Below are 23,445 nucleotides of genomic sequence, written 5' to 3' on the forward strand. Positions count from 1 at the left end.
GGGGGGGAGAGATGGAGAGGGGGGTGCGGCGCGACAGCGCCGCGCCCACGGAACGACTGGGCGATCGCCTGCTCGTTCTGCCGCACGGCGAGGCTTGCGCCTCGCCGACCCCCCTCTGCCCCTATCGGGGCATCTCCCCCGCAAGGGGGGAGAGGGCGCTCACCCCTCTCGCACGGCGGCCCCCGTTGACCCCGCCCGCCCGATGCGGCACGGGAGGATCGACACGCCAGGAGCGCCCCATGCCCGCCCGCGCCGCGATCATCCCCGTCACGCCGCTGCAACAGAACTGCATGCTGCTCTGGTGCGAGGCCACGAAGCGGGCCGCCGTGATCGACCCGGGCGGCGACCTCGACCGGATCGCCGAGGCGATCGGCAAGACCGGGGTCACCGTCGAGACCATCCTGCTCACCCACGGCCACATCGACCACGCGGGCGGCGCCGCGGAGCTGAAGGAGCGGCTCGGCGTGCCGGTGGTGGGGCCCCACGAGGCCGACCGCTTCCTCCTCGACCACCTGCCCGAGGCGGGGCGGGCCTACGGCATCGCCGGTGCCCGCGCCGTGACCCCCGACCGCTGGCTTGCCGAGGGCGACGCGGTCAGCGTCGGCGAGATCGCGTTCCAGGTCCTGCACTGCCCCGGGCACTCGCCCGGCAGCGTGGTGTTCGTGCAGGACGAGCAGCGCTTCGCGATCGTTGGCGACGTGCTGTTTCGCGGCTCGGTCGGGCGCACGGACCTGCCCGGCGGCGACCATGCGGCCCTGATCCGCTCCATCACCGACAAGCTCCTGCCGCTCGGCGACGACGTGACGTTCCTGTGCGGCCATGGGCCTGCGGGCACCATCGGGGAGGAGCGCGCGTCGAACCCGTTCCTGGTCTGACGCCCGGGGTCCATGGCATTGCGGGCGCCGGATTGACCCCGCGTTAAGACCTCCGGCCTACAACAGGAGCGTTCGTTCCCTGCGTAGCGGTTGCACCATGGTCTTTGGATCTTCCCCCGGCTCCGATCAAGCGATGCTCGCCTACGAGCTGATGATCAGCACCATCCTGGGCGATCTCGGGTTCGGGGCGGGCGAGACCGCCCGGTCCTGGGCGCGCTTCTGGATCTGCGATCCGGCGGACGCCGCCGCGAGCGGGCGCGCGGCGCGGGAGCTCACGGTGCATCTGATGCGAGACGAGCTGCCCATCGCCGTCGTGGCGCAGGTCCATTGCCGTCTCGCTGCCCTGGAGGTGCGCCACCTCGTCGAGGGCGGGGCGCTCGACACCGCAGGCCTGCCGGACTGGACGGAAGCCTCCGCGGCGCGGCTCGTCCTGCTGCTCGCGAGCCTCGAGGGCGAGCGTGTCTGCGCCGATCTCGCGGCGGCCGCCGCGCCCGACCGGAGCACGGACCACGCCGTGGCGGCCCTCTCGGAGGCCGCCCGCATCCTCAACCGGAGCCTCGGCGAGCTGCGCGCCCTGCCGGCCGCCGCCTCCCGCACCGCCGCCTGAGCCCCTCGGAGCCCGGACCATGCAAGCCGTCGCCCTGCCCATCGACCAGCCCACCCTGGCCGGCATCCCCGCCGAGGCCCTCGACGCCATGGACGCGGCGGCGCTCGACACCCTGCCGTTCGGCGTCATCGGCTTGGACGCGGCGGGCCTCGTCGACGTCTACAGCGCCGTCGAGGCGCGCTATGCCGGCCTCAAGCCCGAGACCGTGATGGGCCGCCACTTCTTCACCGCCGTCGCGCCCTGCATGAACAACGCCCTCGTGGCCGGCCGCTTCGACGGCGAGCCCGAGCTCGACGTCGTGATCGACTACGTCCTCACCTTCCGGATGCGGCCGACGCGGGTCGCCGTGCGCCTCATCCAGAACCCGGACGTGCCGCGCCGCTACATCCTCATCCAGCGCTAGGCCCAGTCCCATGATCTCCGCCGACGAGCTGGTCGCGCTGCAGGCCGAGAACGAGTCCCTCCTGGAGTTCCTGTACCTGTGCCCCGTGGGCCTGATGCAGATCGACGGGACGGGGCGCATCGAGCTTGCCAACCCGCTCTCGGCGCAGGTGCTGCTGCCCATCGCCAAGACCCCGGTCATCGAGAACTTGTTCGAGCTCCTGGAGGCGAGCGCGCCCGACCTGCGCAACCTCGTGGCGGGCTTCGCCGAGAGCCGCGGCACGATCTTCGAGAACCGCCGGATCGTCGTCGACCAGACCGACGCGATGCGCCCGCACGTGCTCGCCTGCAGCGTCATCAAGATCGACGACGCCCGGTTCATGGCCGTGGTGAGCGACATCTCGGCCCAGGTCGCCCAGGAGCGCCGCCTCAAGCAGGCCGACGCCTGGTTCTCGGCGATCATGACGGGGGTGAACGACTTCGCGCTCCTCTCCCTCGACGCCACCGGCCGGATCAACGGCTGGAACGAGTCGGCCGTGCGCCAGACGGGCTTCGCCGAGCGCGAGGTGATGGGGCGGACCCTGAACCTCTTCTACGAGCCCGAGGACGCCGTCGAGGGCCGGGCCCTGGAGCAGATCGAGCATGCCCGCCGCGACGGCTGGCATATCGACGAGGGCTGGCGCCGGCGCCGCGACGGCACCCGCTTCTGGTGCCAGAGCCTCGTGTCGGCCCTCGAGGAGGAGCGGGGCGACGTCATCGGCTTCTCCGTGGTGCTGCGCGACGTCACCGAGAGCAAGGTGTCGGGCGACGAGCTGCGCCGCCTGCTCGTCACCGACCACCTCACCGGCGTGGCGAACCGCGCTCGGTTCTTCGAGCTCGGCGAGGCCGAGGAGGCGCGCTGGCGCCGCTTCAACCGGCCCCTCTCGGCCTTGATGCTCGACGCCGACCACTTCAAGCGCATCAACGACACCCACGGCCACGCGGTGGGCGACACGGTGCTGAAAAAGCTCGCCGCCGCCTGCCAGAACGTGCTGCGCACCACCGACGTGATCGGGCGGCTCGGCGGCGAGGAGTTCGGCGTTCTGCTGCCGGGCCTCGACCTCGACGCGGCCCAGACCGTGGGCGAGCGGCTGCGCAGCGCCGTCGAGCGCCTGCACGTCCGGGGCGAGGGCTTCGACGTGACCTTCACGGTGAGCGTGGGCTGTGCCAGCATGGGCGGCCCCGTCGACAATGTCGGCAAGCTGCTCCAGGCCGCCGACCACGCGCTCTATGCCGCCAAGCGCGGCGGGCGCAATCGCGTCGCGTTGCCCGCGCCGGCCGCGAAGCCCAACGAGGCCGCCTGACCCCTCAAACCCATGGCCCATATGCCCGCCGATTCCGGCGCTCCGCTCCCCCGCGAGGCCCTGGCCCGCATCGTCGAGAGCAAGCTGCGCGCCGAGATCGCGGCGGCCTCGGGCCAGCTTAACCCCGGCACCACCGTCCGCCGCCTGCCCTCTGGCCCCTGGCCCGAGACCCTCGCCATCGCCGACGATGCGCCTGCGCCAACCCTCGGCAGCGACTCGCTCGAGCGGATGTGGCTTGCAGGCGCGCTCGGCGAGATGTTCGACCTCGAAGACCAGGCGGGCGCCCTGCTCCACGCGCCGGCCTTCGGCGACTGGCTCGACATCGTCGCCCGCGACTGGCGCGGCGAGCGGGTCACCTTCCTGACCTCCGGCTCGTCGGGACGGCCCAAGCCCTGCGAGCACCGGATGGAGGACCTCGCCACCGAGGTCGACGCGCTCGCCGACGCCTTCGCCGGGCGTACCCGAATCCTGACGGCGGTGCCGGCCCACCACATCTACGGCTTCCTGTTCACGGCCCTGCTGCCGGCCCGGCTCGGCGTCCCCGTCGCGGCCTTCGCGGCGCCTGCACCCGGTGACCTCGTGGTCTCTTATCCCGACCATTGGGCCTTCGTGGCGCGGACGCACCGCGCCTTCGCCTCCGACGTCGCGGGCGTCACCTCGACGGCGCCCTGCCCGCCGGAGCTGAAAGCAGATCTGGCGGCCCTGGGGCTCGCCGCGCTCACCGAGGTCTACGGCTCCTCCGAGACGGCGGGCCTCGGCCTGCGCCGCCATCCCGACCCCGCCTACACCCTCATGCCGCACTGGAGCCTCGGCCCCGCGGACCCGGAGGGCAACCCGACGGTCGTCCATCGCTCCGGCCGCGTGGTCGCGCTCATGGACCGCCTGGAGCCCGTCACCGACCGCACCTTCACCCTCGCCGGCCGCCGCGACGGCGCCGTCCAGGTCGGCGGCCAGAACGTCCACCCGGCCCGCATCGCCGAGCACCTGCGCACCCATCCCCTCGTCGCGGACGCCGCCGTCCGCCTCATGCGCCCCGACGAGGGCACGCGGCTGAAGGCCTTCCTCGTGCTCGCTCCCGGCACGGACGAGGCGGAGGCCCGGGAGGCCCTGACGGCTTGGATCGCGGGGGCATTTTCCGCGCCGGAGCGGCCGGTGGCGCTGACGTTCGGGGCGGCGCTGCCGGTGGGGGCGATGGGGAAGGCGGCGGATTGGTGAGGGTGGCGGGAGGCCTTACCCTTCATCACGCTGGTTCCACATGACCGCTTGCCCAAGCCGTTGCGCGGCAAGGCTTTCGCCTCGCCGACCCCCCTCTGCCCCTGACGGGGCATCTCCCCCGCAAGGGGGGAGAGGGGCGCACGCCTGTCTCGCCCGCGTTCCAGCGGTCTCCAACGGAACTGCCGTTGATCCCTCTCCCCCCTTGCGGGGGAGAGATGGAGAGGGGGGTGCGGCGCGAAAGCGCCGCGACCACGGTTCGCCCAAGGACCGCCTGCCAGCCCCGCCCGCATTCACCCGGACCCTCCACACTTGCCCCCACCCACCCCCGCCTGACACACTCCCCTCTGTCACCCCGGAGGCCCCCATGCTCCTGCGCGCCCTCGTGCTCTCCCTGGCGCTCCTCGCCGCCGCTCCCGTGCGGGCCGCCGAGGAGGTGGACCTCGCGCTCGTAATCGCGGTGGACGTGTCGAACTCCATGGATCCGGAGGAGCAGGAGCTGCAGCGGGACGGGTTCGTGGAGGCGTTCCGGTCGGCGGAGGTGCACGGGGCCATCGCGCGCGGGGCGCTGGGGCGGATCGCGGTGGTCTACATGGACTGGGCCGGCACGGGCACGCAGGGCGTGGTGGTGCCGTGGACCATCATCGACGGGCCGGAGGCGGCGGCGGCCTTCGCGGCGCGGCTGGAGAGCGCTCCCAACCGCCGGGCGCCGCGCACCTCGATCTCGGGCGCCCTCGATTTTTCCATGCGGCTCCTCGGCCAGAGCGGCGTCGAGGCCATCCGGCAGGTGATCGACGTCTCGGGGGACGGGGCCAACAACCAGGGCCGCCCGGTCCTCCAGGCGCGCGAGGCGGCGCTTGCGCGCGGGGTCACGATCAACGGCCTGCCCATCATGCTCAAGCGCCCAACGGGCTCCTGGGACGTGGCCCATCTCGACGCCTATTACCGGGACTGCGTGATCGGCGGCGCGGGCGCCTTCATGATCCCCATCCGCGAGCGCCGCGACTTCGCCACCGCCGTGCGCACGAAGCTCGTGCGCGAGATCGCGGATCTCGGGCCCGAGGCCTCGTTCACCCGCGTCCAGGCCGAGGCGCGGGTCGATTGCATGGCGGGCGAGCGGGCGGCCGACGACTGGTGGCGCAACTAGGTTTGCGGCGCCGCCGACCGTTTCGTTCGTCTATCGGGGACGCCTGCAAATTTTCGTGCGGCTACGCTCGAACCGATCCGGGAATCGCCTGTTAACAAGCGTTAGTCGAGCCGTCCGGGTCGCGGGCGGCTGCGGGGTCTCTTGCGGCGCGTCATGATCGCGGGACCTGGTCGAGCACACAGTCGCGCACACGCATTCCACCTGAAGGATCACGGGAACGGGACAACCCAGACGCCTGTCGCGAGGGGGTTTTCGAGACTCCAGGCGAGGGCCTCATCCCACCATCGGATAAGGAGACCGGCATGGGACAAGCGAACGGCCAAGAACGCATCGCGCTCATCGTGGAGGACGACGGGGACCTGCGGGACCTCGCGGCGGCCCTGATGGAGGAGACGGACCTCCAGGTCGCCGAGGCGACGAGCGCCGAGGAAGCGCTCCACATCCTCAAGACGCGCGCCGACAGCGTGGCCTTCGCCTTCATCGACATACGCCTGCCGTGCCTCATGGACGGTGTCGACCTCGCCCGCACCATCAACATCCGCTGGCCCTGGATCCGGGTGCTCGCCACCTCGGGCGATCCCGGCGAGCGCCTCGCCGACCTGCCGCGCACCGCGCGCTTCGTGCCGAAGCCCTGGCGGGCGCTCGACGTGCTGATCGAGGCGGAGCGGGCGGTGCGCTGAGCGCGCCGCCTCGTCCCTACGCAGCGGGGAGCGCCCCCTACAGATCCCCGAAGGTGAGCTGGCTCGTCGTGCGCTTCGGCTTGGCGCCCGGGTCCTTCGCCGCCTTCGCCTTGCGGACGGGCCGGGCGGCGGCGCGGTCCATGCGGGCGAGCGCCTTGTCGCGGGCCACGGCCTCGGGCGCCTGCGGATCGTCGCTGAGCCACTTGCCGCGCTTGATTACCTCGTTCACCCGGCCCTGATTCACGCCGAGCTCGAAGGCGATCTCCTGCTGGGTCATGCCGGTGGTGCCGTGCAGCTCCAGGATCCGGCGGGCGAGGTCGGGAGTCATCTTGCGCCCGGTGACCCGGCGGGCCGGGGCCACGGTGCGCTTGGCGCGGTCACGCTCGCGCAGGCGTTCCAGGATGGCGAGAGCCATCAGCATGCCCTGCTCGCGCAAAGCCTCCTCGAATTCCTTCAGCGTCGCCACGAATCATCCTCGCCGGCCGTTTGGAAGGTCCTGCGACCTTAGACCGACAACGCGCGACGCTCCAGCTTCGTTCGATTTTGGGACAGCTCACCCACAGGGCATTTGCCCGTTTTCCGGGCAGGCCTACTCGGCGGGCGTGTCGCAGCCCACCGCCGACCAGAACTCCTCCACGAGCTCCGGGTCCTCGTTGGCGACGAGCGCGATGGTGCCCGGCACGAAGGCGACGAAGCGATCCATGTGGGGCGCCTGCGCGTCGCCCGTATTGACATGGCCGCAGGCGACCCAGCCCGAGGCGCGCTGCGAGGGGAGGACGACGAGGCCGACGATCTTGGTGCTGCCCGATGCCGATTCCACCGCCTCGATGGCGGCGCTGCGGGCCGCGTCGAGCGTCCATTCGCTCTCGGCAGGGGTCATCACCTGGATCAGGGCGGGAGGCGGCGGCGGGAGGAACATCATGGCGTGGGGTTCCGGTCTCGCGCCGGGCCATGCAAGGGCAGGGCCAAGCGTGAGCATGAGCGTGCGCCCGGATCGTCAACGAAAGGTTAACGGGCTTGCGCGCCGCCGCCCGCGGTGGGATCGATGGCGGGCAGAGCAAGGGGAGGGGGCGCATGACGGCGTTGGCGGAACGGATCGCGCGGGAGTTCGGCACGCCTGCGGTGGTGATCGACCTCGACCGGGTGGAGCGCAACATCGCGCGCCTCCAGGCGGCCTGCGACGGGGTGGGGGTGGCGAACCGGCCGCACATCAAGACCCACAAGAGCCCCGTGATCGCGCGCATGCAGCGAGACGCCGGCGCGCGGGGCATCACCTGCCAGAAGCTCGGCGAGGCCGAGGTGATGGCGCAGGCGGGCCTCGACGACATCCTGATCAGCTACAACATCCTCGGCGAGCACAAGCTCGACCGCCTCGGCGCTCTGCTGCGCTCAGGCACGCGCGTCACGGTCGCGGCCGACAATCCCGTGACCGTCGCCGGCCTGCCGCGCGCCGCAGCAGCGGCCGAGCGGCCCCTGCGGGTGGTGGTGGAATGCGACACGGGGCAGAAGCGCGCGGGCGTCGAGACGCCGGCGGAAGCCGTGGCGCTCGCCCGCGACATCGCCGGCCGGCCGGGCCTCGTCTTCGCGGGCCTGATGCTCTACGGCCCGGTGGACGGCGTCGAGGCGACGCGGCGCTTTCTCGAGGAGGCGCAGGCGGGGCTGCGGGACGCGGGGCTCGAGGCGGAGATCGTGTCGAACGGCGGCACGCCGAACCTCAAGAATCTCGGCGCCATCGCCGGCGTCACGGAGCACCGGGCCGGCACCTACGTCTTCAACGACCGCATGATGATGGCGGCCGGCATGGCCTCCCTCGACGACGTGGCCCTGCACGTCGTCTCCACCGTGGTGAGCCGGGCTGGCCCCGAGCGCGGCATCCTCGACGCGGGCTCCAAGACCCTCACGGCCGACACGGGCGGCGGCCTCGACGGCCACGGCCTCATCCTGGAGCACCCCCGCGCCCGCATCGCGCGCTTCGCCGAGGAGCACGGCTTCCTCGATCTGTCGGCCTGCAACGACCGCCCGAACGTCGGCGACGTGGTCCGGATCGTGCCGAACCACGTCTGCGTGGTGGTCAACATGGTGGACCGGCTGGTGGCGGTCCGGGGGGAGGAGATCGTGGGCGAGATCGAGGTCGCGGCCCGAGGGCGGCTGGGTTAGCACCCCTCCCCCTTGCGGGGAGGGGTTGGGGGTGGGGGTCGTAAAGTCGGAGCGGGCGGGGAGGTGGGGAGAACGCAGGCTGGTACAGCCCTTTCCTGGACCGGGACCTCTCGCGTCCCGACCCCCACCCCTAACCCCTCCCCGCAAGGGGGAGGGGGATGGCGGCGCGTCTTACGCCGCCTTCGGGTTCACCATGTCCTCGGCGAGCTCGGAGAGGATGGCGTCGGTGTTCTCCTCCTCGATGAGGGTCTCCTTGATGAGGTCGGCGGCCTCCTGCAGGTCGAGCTGGTTGGCCCAGGCGAGCAGCGTGCCGTAGCGGGTGATCTCGTAGTGCTCGATGGCCTGCGCCGCCGCGATGAGGCCGGCGTCCAGGGCCTCGCCGCCGGCGAATTCCTGCATGACCTCCTGGCCCTCGGCGATGATGCCGGTGATCGCCTTGCACTCGATGCCCTGCGGCTTCTCGCCGAGCGTCGCGAACACCTTGTCCAGACGCTTGATCTGCGCCTCGGTCTCCTTGACGTGCACGCCGAAGGCGCCCCGCAGCTCCTCGGACTTCGCCGCCTGCGCCATCTGGGGCAGCGCCTTCAGGATCGCGGATTCGGCGAAATAGATGTCCTTGAGGGTGTGGTGGAAGAGCGCCTTCAGATCCTTCTCGGCCATGGTCGTATCTCCTGAACGGGGAAGCGACTCGGGGAACGGGGTCCGTGGGGGATCGTTCCGCCCCGCGGCACTCTCGCTCAGAGCGGCAGGTCGAGGAGCGCCGCCGTGGCCTGCATGACGCCCCGCAGCTCCGCCAGCCCCTTCAGGCGGCCGATCATGGGATAACCCGGATGGGTCGGGCGGCCCACGTCGTCGAGGAGCTCGTGACCGTGGTCAGGGCGCATGGGGATGCGCCAATGGGACTCGCCCGCGTCGCGCCGGCGGCCCTGCTCCTCCAGGAGGACCCGGATCACCGCCACCATGTCCGTGTCGCCGCCGAGATGGTCGGCCTCCATGAACGAGCCGTCGGGCTCCTTCGCCACGTTGCGCAGGTGCGCGAAGTGGATCCGGGGGGCAAGGCGCCGTGCGATGGCGGGCGGGTCGTTCATGGGTCCGGCCCCGAGGGACCCCGTGCACAGGGTAATGCCGTTCGCCACCGAGTCGACGGCCCCCGTCACGAAGGCGAGATCGTCTCCCGTCGAGACCACGCGGGGCAGTCCGAGCAGGGGGCGGGGCGGGTCGTCGGGGTGGATCGCCATGCGGATCCCCACCTCCTCGGCGACAGGGACCACTTCCCGCAGGAAGCGTGCGAGGTTCTCCCGCAGGCGTTCGGCCGACACCTCGCGATAGCGGTCGAGCACGCGGCGCAGGCCCGGCACGTCGTAGCGGTCGAAGGCGCCGGGCAGGCCCGCCATGATGGAGGAGAGCAGGGACCGCCGGGTGCTCTCGGAGGCCGCGTCGAACCAGGCGCGGGCGCGGGCCATCACCTCGGGCGCGTGATCGGCTTCGGCGCCGGGGCGCTCCAGCATGAAGCAGTCGAAGGCCGCGAATTCGTGAGCGTTGAAGCGCAGGGCCCGCCCGCCGCCGGGGAGGGGGTGGCTCAGCTCCGTGCGGGTCCAGTCGAGGACCGGCATGAAATTGTAGCAGAGCGTGCGCAGGCCGCAGGCGGCGAGGTTGCGCAGGGACTGGCGGTAATTGTCGAACAGGGGCTCCAGGTCGCCCTCGCCGATCTTGATCGATTCATGGACCGGCAGGCTCTCCACCACGCTCCAGCGCAGGCCGAGCGACGCGTCCGCCTCGATCATCGCCTGCCGGGCACGGATTTCCTCCACGCTCCAGACCACGCCATAGGGGATCTGGTGCAGGGCCGTGACGATGCCCGTCGCGCCCGCCTGCCGGATATGGTCGAGGCGGATCGCGTCGTCGGGTCCGAACCAACGCCAGGTCTGCTCCATGCCGCTCTCCCCTGCTTGACGTGACTATACTAGTATATTAGCACATCAGACGCGACAAGAGGCAGGAGGCAGGCATGAACGCGCCGATCCGCTCCGCGGCCGACGGGCCCGGCCTCCGCGCCATTCCGGCCTCAGCCCGCATCCAGGCCGCCCTGCGCGAGGCGATCCTGGGCATGCGCCTGATGCCGGGCGTCGCCCTCTCCGAGAAGGACATCGCCCGGTCCTATGGGGTCAGCCGCACCCCCGTGCGCGAGGCGCTGCTGCGGCTCGCCGAGGAGCGACTCGTCGACATCTATCCCCAGGTGGGCACCTTCGTGTCGCGCATCCGCGTCGACGGCCTGCCCGACGCCATGGTGATCCGCATGGCCTTGGAGCGGGTCACCGTGCGGGCGGCGGCCGAGCGCGCCGACGGGGCGTCGCGGGCGGAGCTCAAGGCGAATCTCGACCGCCAGCATGCCGCCAACCGGGACGGCGATCTCGAGGGCTTCTATGCGGCGGACGAGGAATTCCATCAGTCGATCGCGCGGCTCGCCGGGCATCCCCACCTGTGGCGCGTGGTGAAGCAGGAGAAGGTCCAGGTCGACCGCTGCCGGCTCCTCACCCTTCCCCAACCCTCGCGGCGCATCAACCTCATGGCCCAGCACGGCGCCATCGCCGACGCGATCGGCGCGGGCGACCCCGACGCGGCGGAGGCGGCCATGGGGGCGCATCTCGCCGAGGTGCTGCCGAGCATCGACACCCTGCGCGAAGCCCATCCCGATTATTTCGAGGCCGGCGGCGAGGCGCCGCTCAGTCGCCCCCGGCGCGGAGCCGCACGCCCATGACGAATCCGCTGATCCACCCCGACCGCCTCTTTCCTCCCGATCCCGCCACCCGTGACGTGGCGCGCCGCCTTTACGGTGAAGTGCGAGACCTCCCCATCGTCTCGCCCCACGGCCACACCGACCCGCGCTGGTACGCCGAGAACGAGCCCTTCTCCGATCCCGCCGCGCTTTTCGTGGTGCCGGACCACTACGTGTTCCGCATGCTCTACAGCCAGGGCGTCCGCCTGGAGGATCTCGGCGTGCCGCGCGCCGACGGCGGGCCGGTGGAGACGGATCCCCGCGCGATCTGGCGGCGCTTCGCAGCCCATTGGCGCCTGTTTCGCGGCACGCCCACCAGCCTGTGGCTCAACCACGCCTTCGCGACGCTCTTCGACATCGACGTGCCGCTCTCGGCCGCCACCGCTGACCTCTCCTACGAGACCATCGACGCGGCCCTGAAACGGCCCGAGTTCCGTCCGCGTGCCCTGTTCGAGCGCTTCAACATCGAGGTGATCGCCACCACGGAGAGCCCCCTCGACGATCTGAAATGGCACCGCGCCATCCGCGACTCCGGCTGGGGCGGGCGCGTGGTGACGGCTTACCGGCCCGATCCGGTGGTCGATCCCGACTTCGAGGGCTTCGCCGGGAACGTCGCCCGCCTCGGCGAGATCACGGGCGAGGATACGGCGACCTGGACGGGCTATCTCGCGGCGCATCGCAAGCGCCGGGTCTATTTCAAGGAGTTCGGCGCGACCTCCTCGGACCACGGCCATCCGAGCGCCGCGACCATGAACATGAGCCCGCTCGCCGCCGAGGCCCTGTTCGACCGGGTGATGAGCGGCAATCATACGGGCGCCGACGCGGAGGCCTTCCGGGGGCAGATGCTCACCGAGATGGCGCGCATGAGCCTCGACGACGGGCTCGTGATGCAGATCCATCCGGGCTCCTACCGCAACCACAACCCGGCGCTCTTCGAGCGCTTCGGCCGCGACAAGGGCGCCGACATCCCGACCCGCACCGACTACGTGCGGGCGCTCAAGCCGCTTCTCGACGCGGTGGGCAACGAGCCGGGCCTCACGATCATCCTCTTCACCCTCGACGAGAGCACCTATGCCCGGGAGCTCGCGCCGCTCGCCGGCCATTATCCGGCGCTGCGGCTCGGGCCGCCCTGGTGGTTCTTCGACTCGCCTGAGGGGATGAAGCGCTTCCGCGAGCTCGCGACCGAGACGGCGGGCTTCTACAACACGGTCGGGTTCAACGACGACACCCGCGCCTTCCCCTCGATCCCCGCCCGCCACGACGTCTCCCGGCGGGTGGACTGCGCCTATCTCGCCGAGCTGGTGGTGACGCACCGTCTCACCGAGGACGAGGCGGCGGAGGTCGCGCACGACCTCGCCTACCGCCTCGCCAAGGAGGCCTACCGGCTCTGACGCCTGCGGCCGTCCCAACAAGACTGACAATCGACAAGGAGAGGAGAATCGCCATGACCACCAACATCACCCGCCGCACCCTGGTCGGGGGCCTCGCCGGCGCCACCACGCTCGGCCTCGCCGGCACCCGCGCCTTCGCGCAAGGCAAGCTCGCCCTGCCGACATCGCCGGTGGCGCTCAGCATCGTCGACGTCGCCGGCAACCTGGCGCTCACCCAGAAGGCGCTGGAGCTCTATCGCCAGAAGAACCCGAAGCTCGTCTCCCGGATCACCTTCACGAAGGCGCCGGCCCCCGAGCTGCCCGGCAAGATCAAGGCGCAGCAGGACGCCAACCGCGTCGACATCGACATGGTGCTCACCGGCACCGACGCGCTCTCGGCGGGCCTCGACCAGAAGCTCTGGGTCGAGGTGCTGCCGGCCCATGCCGGGGCGCTGCCGAACCTCGATCAGACCTACCAGGAGCCGGCGCTGCGCATGCAGGGGCTGGCCCGCGGCCAGGGCGTGGTCGTGACCTACTACCCCTCCGGCCCGCTCCTCGAATACATGCCGGCCCGGGTCAAGGCCGTGCCGACCACGGCCGAGGAGCTGCTCGCCTGGAGCCGCGAGAACAAGAACAAGTTTATGTACGCCCGGCCCGCCAATTCCGGCCCCGGCCGCACCTTCATGATGGGCCTGCCCTACCTCCTCGGGGACTCGAACCCGAAGGATCCGATGAAGGGCTGGGACAAGACCTGGACCTATCTCAAGGCGCTCGGCGAGAACATCGAGCTCTATCCGTCGGGCACGACCCAGACCATGAAGGAGCTCGGCGACGGCACCCGCGACATGATCGCCTCCACCACGGGCTGGGACATCAACCCGCGCGTCCTCGGCGTCGTGCCCAAGGAGGCCGAGGTGGCGGCGCTCAAGGGCTTCCACTGGATCGCGGACGCCCACTACATGTGCGTGCCGAAGGGCGTGCCGGACGCCAAGATGGCGGTTCTCCTCGACCTGATGAGCTTCATGCTCACCAAGGAGGCGCAGGCCTATACCTACGACGAGGGCTATTTCTATCCCGGCCCCGCCGTGAAGGGCGTGACCCTGGACATGGCGCCGCCCGAGAGCCAGCAGGCGATCAAGGAGTTCGGGCGCCCGGCCTACGAGAAGCTCATCGCCGAGAACCCGGTCGAGCTGCCTCTCGAGCCGGACCAGATGGTGCTCGCCTTCCGCCGCTGGGACGAGGAGGTCGGCGCCGCCAAGCGCCGCTGACGAGGGATCCATGGCCATCCACGCGGCAGACTTCAACGAGCTCAGGCTGGACCGCCTGAGCCGCGCCTTCGGGGCCGTCCAGGCCCTGAAGGACGTGACTCTCACGATCCGGCGGGGCGAGTTCATCGCCCTGCTCGGCCCCTCGGGCTGCGGCAAGTCGACGGCGCTCAACTGCCTGGCAGGCCTCCTGCCCTCCACGGGCGGGGGCATCTGGCTCGACGAGCGGCGCATCGACACCCTGCGCCCGGAACGGCGGGGCTTCGGCATGGTGTTCCAGAACTATGCCCTGTTCCCGCACATGACGGTCGCGAAGAACGTGGGCTTCGGCCTCGCCATGCGCGGCACGCCCCGGGCCGAGATCGCCCGGCGGGTCGAGGAGGCCATCGGCCTCGTGCAGCTCAACGGGCAGGAGCACAAGCTGCCGGGCCAGCTCTCGGGCGGCCAGCAGCAGCGCGTCGCCATCGCCCGCGCCATCGTGATCGAGCCGCCCCTCGTCCTCATGGACGAGCCGCTCTCCAACCTCGACGCCAAGCTCCGCCTCGAGATGCGCGCCGAGATCCGCCGCATCCACAACACGCTCGGCTCCACCACGATCTACGTCACCCACGACCAGGAGGAGGCCCTCTCGCTCGCCGACCGGATCGTGGTGATGCGCGCAGGCGCGGTGCGCCAGGTCGGCGCGCCGGCCGAGCTCTACGCGGCCCCGGGGACCATCGACGTCGCGGAATTCATGGGCTTTCGCAACCGCGTCGAGGGAACCGTGACGGCGATCGAGAGCGGCGTCGCGACGCTCTCCGTCGACGGCGGCAGCCTCAAGGGCAAGGCGACCCCCGGCCTGAAGCTCACGGACCGGGCGACGCTCTCGGCCCGCCCGGAGGACATGCACCCAGGCGACGGGGCGGGCCTTCCCGTCACCGTCGACTCGATGGAGTTCCGCGGCCGCGAGTTCGTCGGCTATGCCCGCACGGCGGCGGGCGCCGCCATGTCGTTCCAGGCGGGCTCCCCCGTTGCCACGGGCGAGGTCGTGCGCCTCGTCACCGATGCCTCTCGCGCCCTCGTCTTCCCGGGGGTTGGGCTATGAGGGCGCTCGCGGCCGACCACGCTCCGGGCCTGCGGGTTCGCCTCGCCGCCCATGGGCTCGACGGGGTCACGCTCCTCGTCGTGCCCGCGGCGCTCTTCGTCCTCGGGCTCTTCATCTATCCCTTCGCCTACGGCTTCTGGCTGTCCTTCAACCCGAAGGCGGGCGGCGTGCTGGCGAACTACGGGCGCTTCTTCTCCGACGCCTATCTCTACGGCACCATCGCCACGACGCTCTGGCTCGCGCTGCCCGTGACGCTGCTCAACCTCGCACTCGCGGTGCCGATCGCGTTCAGGGTGCGGCTGATGCGGCGCCAGCGGCTGCTCACCACGATTCTCGTGATCCCGATCACGCTCGGCACGGTGCTCGTCGCCGAGGGGCTCCTCAACTATCTCGGGCCCCAGGGCTGGTTCAACCGCACGCTCCTGTGGCTCGGGCTCGTGAGCTCGCCCGTGCGGCTCATCAACAACTACTGGGGCGTGTTCCTCTCGCTCCTCATCACGGGCTTTCCCTTCACCTTCCTCCTCACGCTCTCCTACCTCACGGGGATCGACCCGGCGCTGGAGAACGCGGCCGCGACGCTCGGCGCGAAGCCTGCCCAGCGCTTCCGGCATATCTTCCTGCCGCTGCTGCTGCCGGGGCTCGCGATCACGTTCTGCCTCTCCTTCGTGCAGGCCTTCTCGGTCTTCCCGTCCGCCGTGCTGGTCGGCGCTCCCGCGGGGCCGACGCGGGTGATCTCGATCGCCGCCTATCAGGCGGCCTTCGAGGAATACGACTACTCCATGGCCTCGGCGGTCGCGATCGTGATGGGGCTGGTCCAGCTCGGCATCGTGGCGGCGGTCCTCGGCGCCCGAGGCTTGTTATATCGCGGGCCGGCGGGCGGCGGGAAAGGGTAGGGGCCATGATCCGAGGCAAGTCGTTGTCCGAGCGGCTGTGGGCCGCCGCGGTCTGGAGTCTGATAGGCTTCTTCATCCTCAACCTGTTCGGGCTCATCGCCACCGTCGTGACGAGCTCGTTCGCGACCCGCTGGCTCGGCACCTGGCTTCCGGCCGGCTGGACGACGCGCTGGTACACGGCGGCCTGGACCGAGTTCCAGCTCGACGACGTGATGGTCGTCACCTTCCAGATCGTGTTCCTGGTGGTGGCGCTCTCGGGACTCATCGGGGTGCCCGCCGCCTACGCGATGGCGCGGCGGGACTTCCCCGGCAAGCGTCTCGTCATGCTGCTCTTCCTGCTGCCGCTCCTCGTGCCGCCGATCACCTTCGGCATTCCGCTTGCCACGGTCCTTTACCGCACGGGCCTCGCGGGCTCGATGTCGGGGGTGGTGATCGCGAACCTCGTCCCCACGGTGCCCTTCGTGATCCTCGTCATGATCCCCTTCATCGAGCAGGTGGATCCCCGCATCGAGGCTGCGGCGCGGGTCTTCGGGGCGGGCACGTTCCAGCTCTTCCGGCACGTGCTGCTGCCGATTCTGGCGCCGGGCGTGCTCGCGGCCCTGCTCCTCGTCCTGGTGCGGACCATCGCGATGTTCGAGCTCACCTTCCTCACCGCCGGCCCGACGAGCCAGACCCTCGTCGTCGCCCTCTATTACGCGGTGTTCGCGGCCGGCGTGCGCTCGGTCCAGTCGATCGACGCCATGGCCGTGATCTACATGGTGACCACCCTCGTCTGGCTCGTCATCGCGCTGCGCTTCGTCAACCCGACGCAGATCGTGGCGCGGGCCAAGCAGCAGCCCGCGGAGTGAGGGACCACCTCTCCCCGCCGTGCGGGGAGAGGGCCGAAAGCCCCCTTGCCGGGGCTTGAGGCGAGGGTGGCAGCCCGAGGGTGAGGGGGCTTCGACGGTCGAACTCGATCCTGAGACACCCCCTCACCCCCGCTCACGTTCGTTCGCTTGCATCGCCCGCCGGTACGCGGGCGACGCCCTCTCCCCGCCGGGCGGAGAGAGGGCACATGACGCACCCGCTCGCGAGGCTCCCATGGACCGCATCTCCCTCGACACTCTCCAGGACCTCCCGCCTGCCGTCGCGCGCCCGGCCTATGACGTGGCGGGGACGCGGGTCGGCGTGGTGCATCTGGGTGTCGGCGCCTTTCACCGGGCCCACCAGGCGGTCTATCTCGACGACCGGCTGAATGCGGGCGAGACCGGCTGGGGCGTGCTCGGCGCCTCCTTGCGCTCCCCCGACACCCGCGACGCCCTGGCGCCGCAGGACGGGCTTTACGCCGTCATGGTGCGCTCGGGGGAGGGGACCCGCACCCGGGTGATCGGGTCCCTGCGCGATCTCGTCGTGGCGCCGGAGGATCCCGAGCGGCTCCTTGCCGCCATGACCGACCCGGCCGTGCGCATCGTGAGCCTCACGGTGACCGAGAAGGGCTATTGCCACGATCCGGCGACGGGCACGCTGCGCGAGGACCACCCCGACATCCGCCGCGATCTCGCAAGCCCCCTCGCCCCCGTCTCTGCGCCGGGCTTCCTCGTCGAGGCCATCCGGCGGCGGCGGGCGGCGGGCGTCCCGCCCTTCACGGTGCTCACCTGCGACAACCTCCCGGCCAACGGCGAGACCGTCCACCGGGTGATCTCGCGCTACGCCGCCCTCGTCGATCCCGATCTCGGGGCCTTCGTGAGGGGGGAGGTCGCCTGCCCCTCCACCATGGTCGATCGCATCGTGCCCGCGACCACCGAGGCCGAGCGCGCGCTCGCCCGCGAGGCCATGGGGCTGGAGGACGCCTGGCCCATCGCCACCGAGCCCTTCACGCAATGGGTGATCGAGGACCGCTTCCCCCTCGGCCGCCCGCGCCTGGAGGAGGCGGGCGCGCAGCTCGTCTCGGACGTGGCGCCCTACGAGCTGATGAAGCTGCGCCTCCTCAACGGCTCGCACTCGACGATCGCCTATCTCGGCTATCTCGCGGGCCACGAGACCGTGTCCGACGTCATGGGCGAACCCGCCTTCGTCCGCCTCGTCGCGGGCCTCATGGACGCGGAGGTGACGCCGACCCTCGCCGTGCCGCTGGGCGCCGACCTCGCGGGCTACAAGCGCTCCCTGATCGAGCGCTTCCGCAACCCGGCGCTCCGCCACCGCACCTGGCAGATCGCCATGGACGGGTCGCAGAAGCTGCCCCAGCGTCTCCTCGGCACTGTCCGCGACCGGCTCCGCGCGGGCGCCCCCATCGACCGCCTTGCGCTCGGGGTGGCGGCCTGGATGCGCTATGTGGCGGGGGTGGACGAGGCAGGCCGCCCCATCGATGTGCGCGATCCGCTCGCCGCGCGCCTGGCCGATATCGCCAACGAGGCGGGGCTCGACGCCGGCCGGCTCGCGCCCGCGCTCCTAGGCGTGCGGGAGGTATTCGGCGAGGACCTCCCCGCCGATCCGCGCTTCACAGGCCCCGTCACGGCAGCCCTCGACGGGTTGATCGCGCGTGGCGCCAGGGCGATGGTCGAGGCGACGGCCTGACATCACCGGAGACCGCCATGACCGAGACCGAACCCTACCGCTGGTCCGAGCCCGAATGGCGCTCGCGGGTGGAGCACGTGCGGGCGGGGCGCCGGCTCAAGCCCCCGTCTTGGCCCGGAGGCGCGCGCTGCGCCGTCGCGCTGTCGTTCGATTCCGACCATGAGACCAACGAGCTGCGCGACGGGGGCAAGTCCATCGGCCGCATGTCTTGGGGCCAGTACGGCGCCCGGGTCGGCGTGCCGCGCATCCTCGACCTCCTGGCGCGACATGGCGTCAAGGCGACGTTCTTCGTGCCGGCCGTCGCCGCCCTCCTGCATCCGGACGAGCAGCGCCGCGTGGTGGCGGAGGGGCACGAGATCGGCATCCACGGCTGGATCCACGAGCTCAATTCCGTGCTCCCGCACGAGATCGAGCGCGACCTGATGTTCCGCGCCGCCGACACCCTGGAGGAGATCACACGAATCCGGCCCGTGGGCTTGCGCACGCCCTCCTGGGACTTCAGCCCGAACACGCTGTCGATCGAGCGCGAGCTGGGCCTGCTCTACGATTCGTCCCTCATGGCCGACGAGGACTGCTACGAGCTCCTCCTCGACGGCGAGCCCACCGGCATCGTCGAGCTGCCCGTGGAGTGGGTGCGCGACGACGCGGCCTATCTCATCATGCACCGCTTCGGCGGCCTGCGCCCCTACACGCCGCCGGCGGACGTCCTCGACATCTTCCGCCGCGAGCTCGACGGGGCGCATGTCGATGGCGGGCTGTTCCAGCTCACCATGCATCCGCACGTGATCGGCTACCGTTCGCGCATCTGGATCCTCGACGAGGTCATCCGCCACGCCAAGGCGAAGGGCGACGTATGGTTCGCCACCCACGCCGAGGTGGCGGCGTGGGCGCGGGAGCACGGGGAGTAAGGCGTCAGCCCACCTTGAGCCGGATCTCGCCCAGGCCCTCGACGGCGCCGACCATGGTCTGCCCACGCTCCACCTTGCCGACGCCCTCGGGCGTGCCCGAGAAGATCACGTCGCCGGCTTTGAGCTCGAAGTAGCGCGACAGATAGGCCACCTGCTCGGCCACCGACCAGATCATGTCGGCGATGTCGGCGCTCTGGCGCGGGGCGCCGTCGGTGGTGAGCGTGATGGCGCCCTTGGCCGGGTGGCCGACGCGGCTCACGGGGTGGAGCGGGCCGATGGGACCCGACAGGTCGGCGGCCTTGCCGAGCTCCCAAGGGCGGCGCAGGCCCTTGGCCTCGTCCTGCAGGTCGCGGCGGGTCATGTCGAGGCCGACCGCGTAGCCGAACACGCAGTCGAGCGCCGATTCCACAGGGATGTCGCGCCCGCCGCGATGGAGGGCCGCCACCATCTCGATCTCGAAATGGTAGTTCGAGCTGCCCGGCGGGTAGGGGTGATCCACGGTCTGCCCCTCGGGCACGATCTGGAGCGCGTCGGCGGGTTTCATGAAGAAGAAGGGCGGCTCGCGGGTCGGGTCGCCGCCCATCTCGCGGGCATGGGCCGCGTAGTTGCGCCCGACGCAGAACACCCGGCGGACGGGGAATAGATCGGAGGAGCCGGCGACGGGGATGGCGACGGGTTCAGGGGGCGGGACGACGAAGGACATGGGACGGTCTCCTCAAGGGACTGCGCACAGCTCTAGCGGTGGACGGCCCGCGGCGCCATGCCCTTTCAGAACAGGCCCGCCACGCCCCCGATCATGAGGTAGCGCCCGGTCTTCGCGATGGCGACAAGGATCAGAAAGACGGGGAAGGGGGTTCGCAACACGCCCGCCACGACGGTCATGGGGTCGCCGATGATCGGCACCCAGCAGAACAGGAGGAGCCACGTCCCCCGCCGGCGGAAAAGGTCCGCCGTCCGGTCGAGCTTCTCGGCGCTCACGGGAAAGCGGGGATGATGGCGCCAATGGGCGAGATAGCGCCCGATCGCCCAGTTCACGCAGCTCCCCGCCGTGTTGAACACGGCCGCGACCGCGAGCGCGAGCCAGAACGGCGACTGCCCCAGCGCCACGATCCCCGCGAACACGAACTCCGACCCGCCCGGCAGCAGCGTCGCCGACGAGAAGGCCGAGAGGGCGAGGCCGACGAGCTCGTAGGTCGATTGAGAGAACATGGGGGATCCGGTGGCGCGGCGCATGGATGGGAGAGAGCGGGGCGCATGTCCAGCCTCGCTCGCCATGGAGGCGCGGGTTCGCCTGCTGGCGCAGGCATGCGGCGCCGCTTCGCGGCATGTGAATCCTGGGTCCCGGATCTGCACCTCGCTTCGCGAGGCTTGTCCGGGAAAGTGGGCAAAGGGTGGTCCAGAGGTCGCCAGAACCTCACGGCCACTTTCCCGGACAAGAGGAGCGAAGGCTTTAGCCGGAGCGGATCGCAGATCCGGGATCCAGCGCAAAATGCCGCGCCGAAGGCGCTCCTTGCTATCCCCGTCGCGGACGCCCGCAACCCTGCGGCACCTCCCTCTTGCGGCCCCGCCCTCAAGGGTGACACATAGCCCGCAAGGAGACCGCCATGACCATCCATGCCTCCCCGACCGCGGGGCTCGTCGATGCTCTCGCCGCACGGCTCGGACGCGCCCACGTGGTGACCGCCGAGACGGATCTCGCCGGGCATCTCGTCGAGTCGCGCGGGCTCTATCGCGGCCATGCGCTCGCCGTGGTCCGCCCCGGCAGCACGGAGGAGGTGGCCTTCGTGGTGGCGGAGTGCGCGCGGGCCGGGGTGCCCGTGGTGCCACAGGGCGGCAATACGGGGCTGGTGGGGGGCGGGGTGCCCTATGGCGGCGTGGTGCTGTCGCTCGCCCGCCTCAACCGCATCCGGGCCCTCGACCCCATCAACGCGACGGCGGTCGTGGAAGCCGGCTGCACCCTGAAAGCGGTGCAGGACGCGGCGGAGGCGGCGGACCGCCTGTTCCCCCTGTCGCTCGCCTCCGAGGGCTCCTGCCAGATCGGCGGCAACCTCGCGACGAACGCGGGCGGCACGTCCGTGCTGCGCTACGGCAACGCCCGCGACCTCGTGCTCGGCCTCGAGGTCGTGCTCGCGGATGGGCGGATCTGGAACGGGCTGAAAGGCCTGCGCAAGGACAATACGGGCTACGACCTGAAGGACCTGTTCGTCGGCGCCGAGGGGACCCTCGGCATCATCACGGCGGCGGTGCTGAAGCTCTATCCCCGGCCGAAGTTGCGCGCCACCGCCTTCCTGGGCTGCGCCTCGGCGCAGGCGGCGCTCGCCATCTTCGAGCGGCTGCGCGAGGCCTGCGGCGACCAGCTCACCGCCTTCGAGTACATTCCCCGCTTCGGCCTGGAGATCGTCCTGAAGCACGCCCACGGCGCCGTGCGCCCTCTCGCGGGCGATCACGCGGCCTATGCCCTCGTCGAGCTGTCCTCGCCGCAGGCGGACGCCGATCTCATGGGAGCCCTGGAGACGGTGCTCGGCGGGCTCATCGAGGAGGGGCTCGTGGAGGACGCGACCCTCGGGGCGTCGGAAGCCCAGAACCGGGCCCTGTGGTACCTGCGCGAGATGCTCTCCGAGGTGCAGCGCAACGAGGGCGGCTCGATCAAGCACGACGTGGCGGTGCCTGTCTCCCGGGTCGCCGATTTCATCGAGGAGGCGACGCTGGCCTGCGAGGCGGCGATGCCGGGGCTTCGCGTCTGCGCCTTCGGCCATTTCGGCGACGGCAACATCCACTTCAACCTCACCCAGCCCGTCGGCATGGACAAGGCGGCGTATCTCGCCGAGTGGGAGCGCTTCAACCGCATCGTCCACGACATCGTGGCGCGCCTCGACGGATCGATCTCGGCCGAGCACGGCATCGGCCTCATCAAGCGCGACGAGCTGCGTCTCTACAAGGACCCCGTGGCCATCGACCTGATGCACACCCTGAAGCGGGCGCTCGACCCCCACAACATCCTCAACCCCGGCAAGGTCGTGGCACTGGAAGGCGAGATGCCCGCCGCGCTGCCGGGGCGTGGCTAGCGTCCCCTCCCCCTTGCGGGGAGGGGCAGGGGTGGGGGTCGGGATGCCAACCGCCGACGATCCAGAACGCTGCTGCATCGGAATGCGTGCTCCCCACCTGCCCGCCAGCTCCAACTTTACGGCCCCCACCCCTAACCCCTCCCCGCAAGGGGGAGGGGGATTGGAGCCCCCATGAAGACGATCGACGTTCTCGGATTCGGCGAGCCGCTCATGGAGCTTGCCCAGGTGGAGCGGGCGGGGGAGGCGCTCTACCTGCCTGGGTTCGGCGGGGACGTGCCGAACGCCTGCTGCGCGGCGGCCCGGCAGGGGGCCCGGGCGGGGGTCTTCACAGCGCTCGGCGACGACGCGTTCGGGGCGGACTTCCTGGTGCTGTGGGACCGCGAGGGCCTCGACCGTTCGGCGGTGATCACCCGCCCGGGCGGGCGCACGGGGGCGTACTTCATCTCCTACGGCCCGGAGGGGCACCGCTTCAGCTACATCCGCGAGGGCTCGGCCGCGAGCCGCGTCACGCCCGACGAGCTGCCGCTAGAGACGATCGCGGCGGCCCGGGTGCTACACGTGTCGGGGATCAGCCAGGCGATCTCGACGTCGTGCGCCGACGCCGTCTTCGCGGCCCTCGCCCATGCGCGGGCGAGCGGCACCGCCGTGAGCTACGACACCAACCTGCGCCTGCGCCTGTGGCCGCTTGAGCGCGCCCGCGCCATCATCCAGGCCGGCGCCGCCATGGCCGACATCGTCAAGCCGAGCCTCGACGACGCGGTCCTCCTCACGGGGCTCGAGGACCCCGACCGCATCTGCGACCTCTATCTCGGGCTCGGGCCCAAGATCGTCGCGCTGACGCTGGGCCGTGACGGCACGCTCATCGCCACCCCGGAGGGGCGCCGGCGCATCCCCGGGCGCCCCGTTGAGGCGGTTGATGCCACGGGGGCGGGCGACACCTTCACGGGCGCGTTCCTTGCCGAGTGGCTGCGCACAGGCGACCCCTTCCGCGCCGCCGAGTACGGCAACGCGGCGGCCGCGCTCGCCACCCAGGGCAAGGGCGCGGTGGCGCCGATGCCGCGCCGGCCGGACGTGGAGCGGTTCATGGCGGAGGGCTGAGGCGGGACTCCCCTCTCCCCGATGGGGGGGG

The 23,445-nt window shown here is 71.1% G+C and carries 24 protein-coding genes; 18 read left to right on the forward strand and 6 right to left on the reverse strand.

Annotated features, from left to right (window positions below; translation table 11 throughout):
• The first annotated feature begins 239 nt into the window (after positions 1 to 239).
• From F0L46_RS06635 to F0L46_RS06665, 7 genes are all read left to right on the forward strand, one after another.
• Positions 240 to 875, forward strand: a complete 636-nt coding sequence (locus tag F0L46_RS06635) for an MBL fold metallo-hydrolase (RefSeq protein ID WP_149816276.1) — start codon at positions 240 to 242, stop codon at positions 873 to 875.
• 133 nt (positions 876 to 1,008) lie between these two features.
• Positions 1,009 to 1,482, forward strand: coding sequence for a hypothetical protein (locus F0L46_RS06640; protein ID WP_149816277.1), 474 nt, complete (start codon positions 1,009 to 1,011; stop codon positions 1,480 to 1,482).
• A 19-nt stretch (positions 1,483 to 1,501) separates the two neighbouring features.
• On the forward strand, positions 1,502 to 1,885 hold the full coding sequence (locus tag F0L46_RS06645; RefSeq protein ID WP_210247616.1) for a PAS domain-containing protein: 384 nt from the start codon (positions 1,502 to 1,504) through the stop codon (positions 1,883 to 1,885).
• Between the two features lie 10 nt (positions 1,886 to 1,895).
• Positions 1,896 to 3,206: a sensor domain-containing diguanylate cyclase gene (locus F0L46_RS06650; protein WP_149816278.1), complete on the forward strand. Its 1,311-nt coding sequence runs from the start codon at positions 1,896 to 1,898 to the stop codon at positions 3,204 to 3,206.
• A 12-nt stretch (positions 3,207 to 3,218) separates the two neighbouring features.
• The gene (locus tag F0L46_RS06655; RefSeq protein WP_149816279.1) at positions 3,219 to 4,421 is read left to right on the forward strand and encodes an AMP-binding protein; all 1,203 of its coding nucleotides are present in this window, start codon (positions 3,219 to 3,221) and stop codon (positions 4,419 to 4,421) included.
• Positions 4,422 to 4,785: 364 nt separating this feature from the next.
• Entirely contained in the window at positions 4,786 to 5,565 is a 780-nt protein-coding gene (locus tag F0L46_RS06660; RefSeq protein WP_149816280.1) for a DUF1194 domain-containing protein, read from the forward strand.
• 302 nt (positions 5,566 to 5,867) lie between these two features.
• Positions 5,868 to 6,245: a response regulator gene (locus tag F0L46_RS06665; RefSeq protein WP_149816281.1), complete on the forward strand. Its 378-nt coding sequence runs from the start codon at positions 5,868 to 5,870 to the stop codon at positions 6,243 to 6,245.
• Positions 6,246 to 6,282: 37 nt separating this feature from the next.
• Here F0L46_RS06665 and F0L46_RS06670 read toward each other — a convergent pair whose 3' ends face one another.
• Entirely contained in the window at positions 6,283 to 6,711 is a 429-nt protein-coding gene (locus F0L46_RS06670) for a sigma factor-like helix-turn-helix DNA-binding protein (RefSeq protein WP_149816282.1), read from the reverse strand.
• A gap of 123 nt (positions 6,712 to 6,834) precedes the next feature.
• Positions 6,835 to 7,167 (reverse strand): hypothetical protein, encoded by a 333-nt coding sequence (locus tag F0L46_RS06675; RefSeq protein WP_149816283.1) that lies wholly within the window; start codon positions 7,165 to 7,167, stop codon positions 6,835 to 6,837.
• Between the two features lie 152 nt (positions 7,168 to 7,319).
• Between F0L46_RS06675 and F0L46_RS06680 the strand changes: the two genes are divergently transcribed.
• Complete coding sequence (locus tag F0L46_RS06680) at positions 7,320 to 8,402, forward strand: D-TA family PLP-dependent enzyme (protein WP_149816284.1); 1,083 nt, start codon at positions 7,320 to 7,322, stop codon at positions 8,400 to 8,402.
• Positions 8,403 to 8,573: 171 nt separating this feature from the next.
• On the opposite strand, the gene F0L46_RS06685 is transcribed toward F0L46_RS06680, so the two are convergent.
• Both F0L46_RS06685 and uxuA read right to left on the reverse strand, forming a co-directional pair.
• Positions 8,574 to 9,062, reverse strand: coding sequence for a YciE/YciF ferroxidase family protein (locus F0L46_RS06685; protein WP_149816285.1), 489 nt, complete (start codon positions 9,060 to 9,062; stop codon positions 8,574 to 8,576).
• Between the two features lie 77 nt (positions 9,063 to 9,139).
• Positions 9,140 to 10,336 (reverse strand): mannonate dehydratase, encoded by a 1,197-nt coding sequence (gene uxuA, locus F0L46_RS06690; protein WP_149816286.1) that lies wholly within the window; start codon positions 10,334 to 10,336, stop codon positions 9,140 to 9,142.
• A 74-nt stretch (positions 10,337 to 10,410) separates the two neighbouring features.
• On the opposite strand from uxuA, the gene F0L46_RS06695 reads away from it, so the two are divergent.
• From F0L46_RS06695 to F0L46_RS06730, 8 genes are all read left to right on the forward strand, one after another.
• Positions 10,411 to 11,160, forward strand: a complete 750-nt coding sequence (locus F0L46_RS06695) for a GntR family transcriptional regulator (RefSeq protein ID WP_149816287.1) — start codon at positions 10,411 to 10,413, stop codon at positions 11,158 to 11,160.
• The gene (uxaC, locus tag F0L46_RS06700; protein ID WP_149816288.1) at positions 11,157 to 12,569 is read left to right on the forward strand and encodes a glucuronate isomerase; all 1,413 of its coding nucleotides are present in this window, start codon (positions 11,157 to 11,159) and stop codon (positions 12,567 to 12,569) included. The genes F0L46_RS06695 and uxaC overlap by 4 nt, the downstream gene beginning before the upstream one ends.
• Before the next feature lie 53 nt (positions 12,570 to 12,622).
• On the forward strand, positions 12,623 to 13,816 hold the full coding sequence (locus F0L46_RS06705) for an ABC transporter substrate-binding protein (protein WP_149816289.1): 1,194 nt from the start codon (positions 12,623 to 12,625) through the stop codon (positions 13,814 to 13,816).
• A gap of 10 nt (positions 13,817 to 13,826) precedes the next feature.
• The gene (locus F0L46_RS06710) at positions 13,827 to 14,897 is read left to right on the forward strand and encodes an ABC transporter ATP-binding protein (RefSeq protein WP_149816290.1); all 1,071 of its coding nucleotides are present in this window, start codon (positions 13,827 to 13,829) and stop codon (positions 14,895 to 14,897) included.
• On the forward strand, positions 14,894 to 15,790 hold the full coding sequence (locus F0L46_RS06715) for an ABC transporter permease (protein ID WP_149816291.1): 897 nt from the start codon (positions 14,894 to 14,896) through the stop codon (positions 15,788 to 15,790). The genes F0L46_RS06710 and F0L46_RS06715 overlap by 4 nt, the downstream gene beginning before the upstream one ends.
• 5 nt (positions 15,791 to 15,795) lie before the next feature.
• On the forward strand, positions 15,796 to 16,638 hold the full coding sequence (locus tag F0L46_RS06720) for an ABC transporter permease (RefSeq protein ID WP_149816292.1): 843 nt from the start codon (positions 15,796 to 15,798) through the stop codon (positions 16,636 to 16,638).
• A 232-nt stretch (positions 16,639 to 16,870) separates the two neighbouring features.
• Complete coding sequence (locus tag F0L46_RS06725; protein ID WP_149816293.1) at positions 16,871 to 18,343, forward strand: mannitol dehydrogenase family protein; 1,473 nt, start codon at positions 16,871 to 16,873, stop codon at positions 18,341 to 18,343.
• A gap of 17 nt (positions 18,344 to 18,360) precedes the next feature.
• Complete coding sequence (locus tag F0L46_RS06730) at positions 18,361 to 19,251, forward strand: polysaccharide deacetylase family protein (protein WP_149816294.1); 891 nt, start codon at positions 18,361 to 18,363, stop codon at positions 19,249 to 19,251.
• Positions 19,252 to 19,255: 4 nt separating this feature from the next.
• Here F0L46_RS06730 and F0L46_RS06735 read toward each other — a convergent pair whose 3' ends face one another.
• Positions 19,256 to 19,954 (reverse strand): fumarylacetoacetate hydrolase family protein, encoded by a 699-nt coding sequence (locus tag F0L46_RS06735; RefSeq protein WP_149816295.1) that lies wholly within the window; start codon positions 19,952 to 19,954, stop codon positions 19,256 to 19,258.
• Between the two features lie 65 nt (positions 19,955 to 20,019).
• Positions 20,020 to 20,460: a YqaA family protein gene (locus tag F0L46_RS06740; RefSeq protein WP_149816296.1), complete on the reverse strand. Its 441-nt coding sequence runs from the start codon at positions 20,458 to 20,460 to the stop codon at positions 20,020 to 20,022.
• Between the two features lie 395 nt (positions 20,461 to 20,855).
• Here F0L46_RS06740 and F0L46_RS06745 point away from each other — a divergent pair, with 395 nt between their 5' ends.
• The gene (locus tag F0L46_RS06745; RefSeq protein WP_188311880.1) at positions 20,856 to 22,316 is read left to right on the forward strand and encodes an FAD-binding oxidoreductase; all 1,461 of its coding nucleotides are present in this window, start codon (positions 20,856 to 20,858) and stop codon (positions 22,314 to 22,316) included.
• Positions 22,317 to 22,487: 171 nt separating this feature from the next.
• On the forward strand, positions 22,488 to 23,414 hold the full coding sequence (locus F0L46_RS06750) for a sugar kinase (protein WP_149816297.1): 927 nt from the start codon (positions 22,488 to 22,490) through the stop codon (positions 23,412 to 23,414).
• Positions 23,415 to 23,445 lie beyond the last annotated feature (31 nt).

Origin of the sequence: Salinarimonas soli, assembly GCF_008386575.1 — a bacterium.
GTDB classification, from domain to species: Bacteria; Pseudomonadota; Alphaproteobacteria; order Rhizobiales; family Beijerinckiaceae; genus Salinarimonas_A; species Salinarimonas_A soli.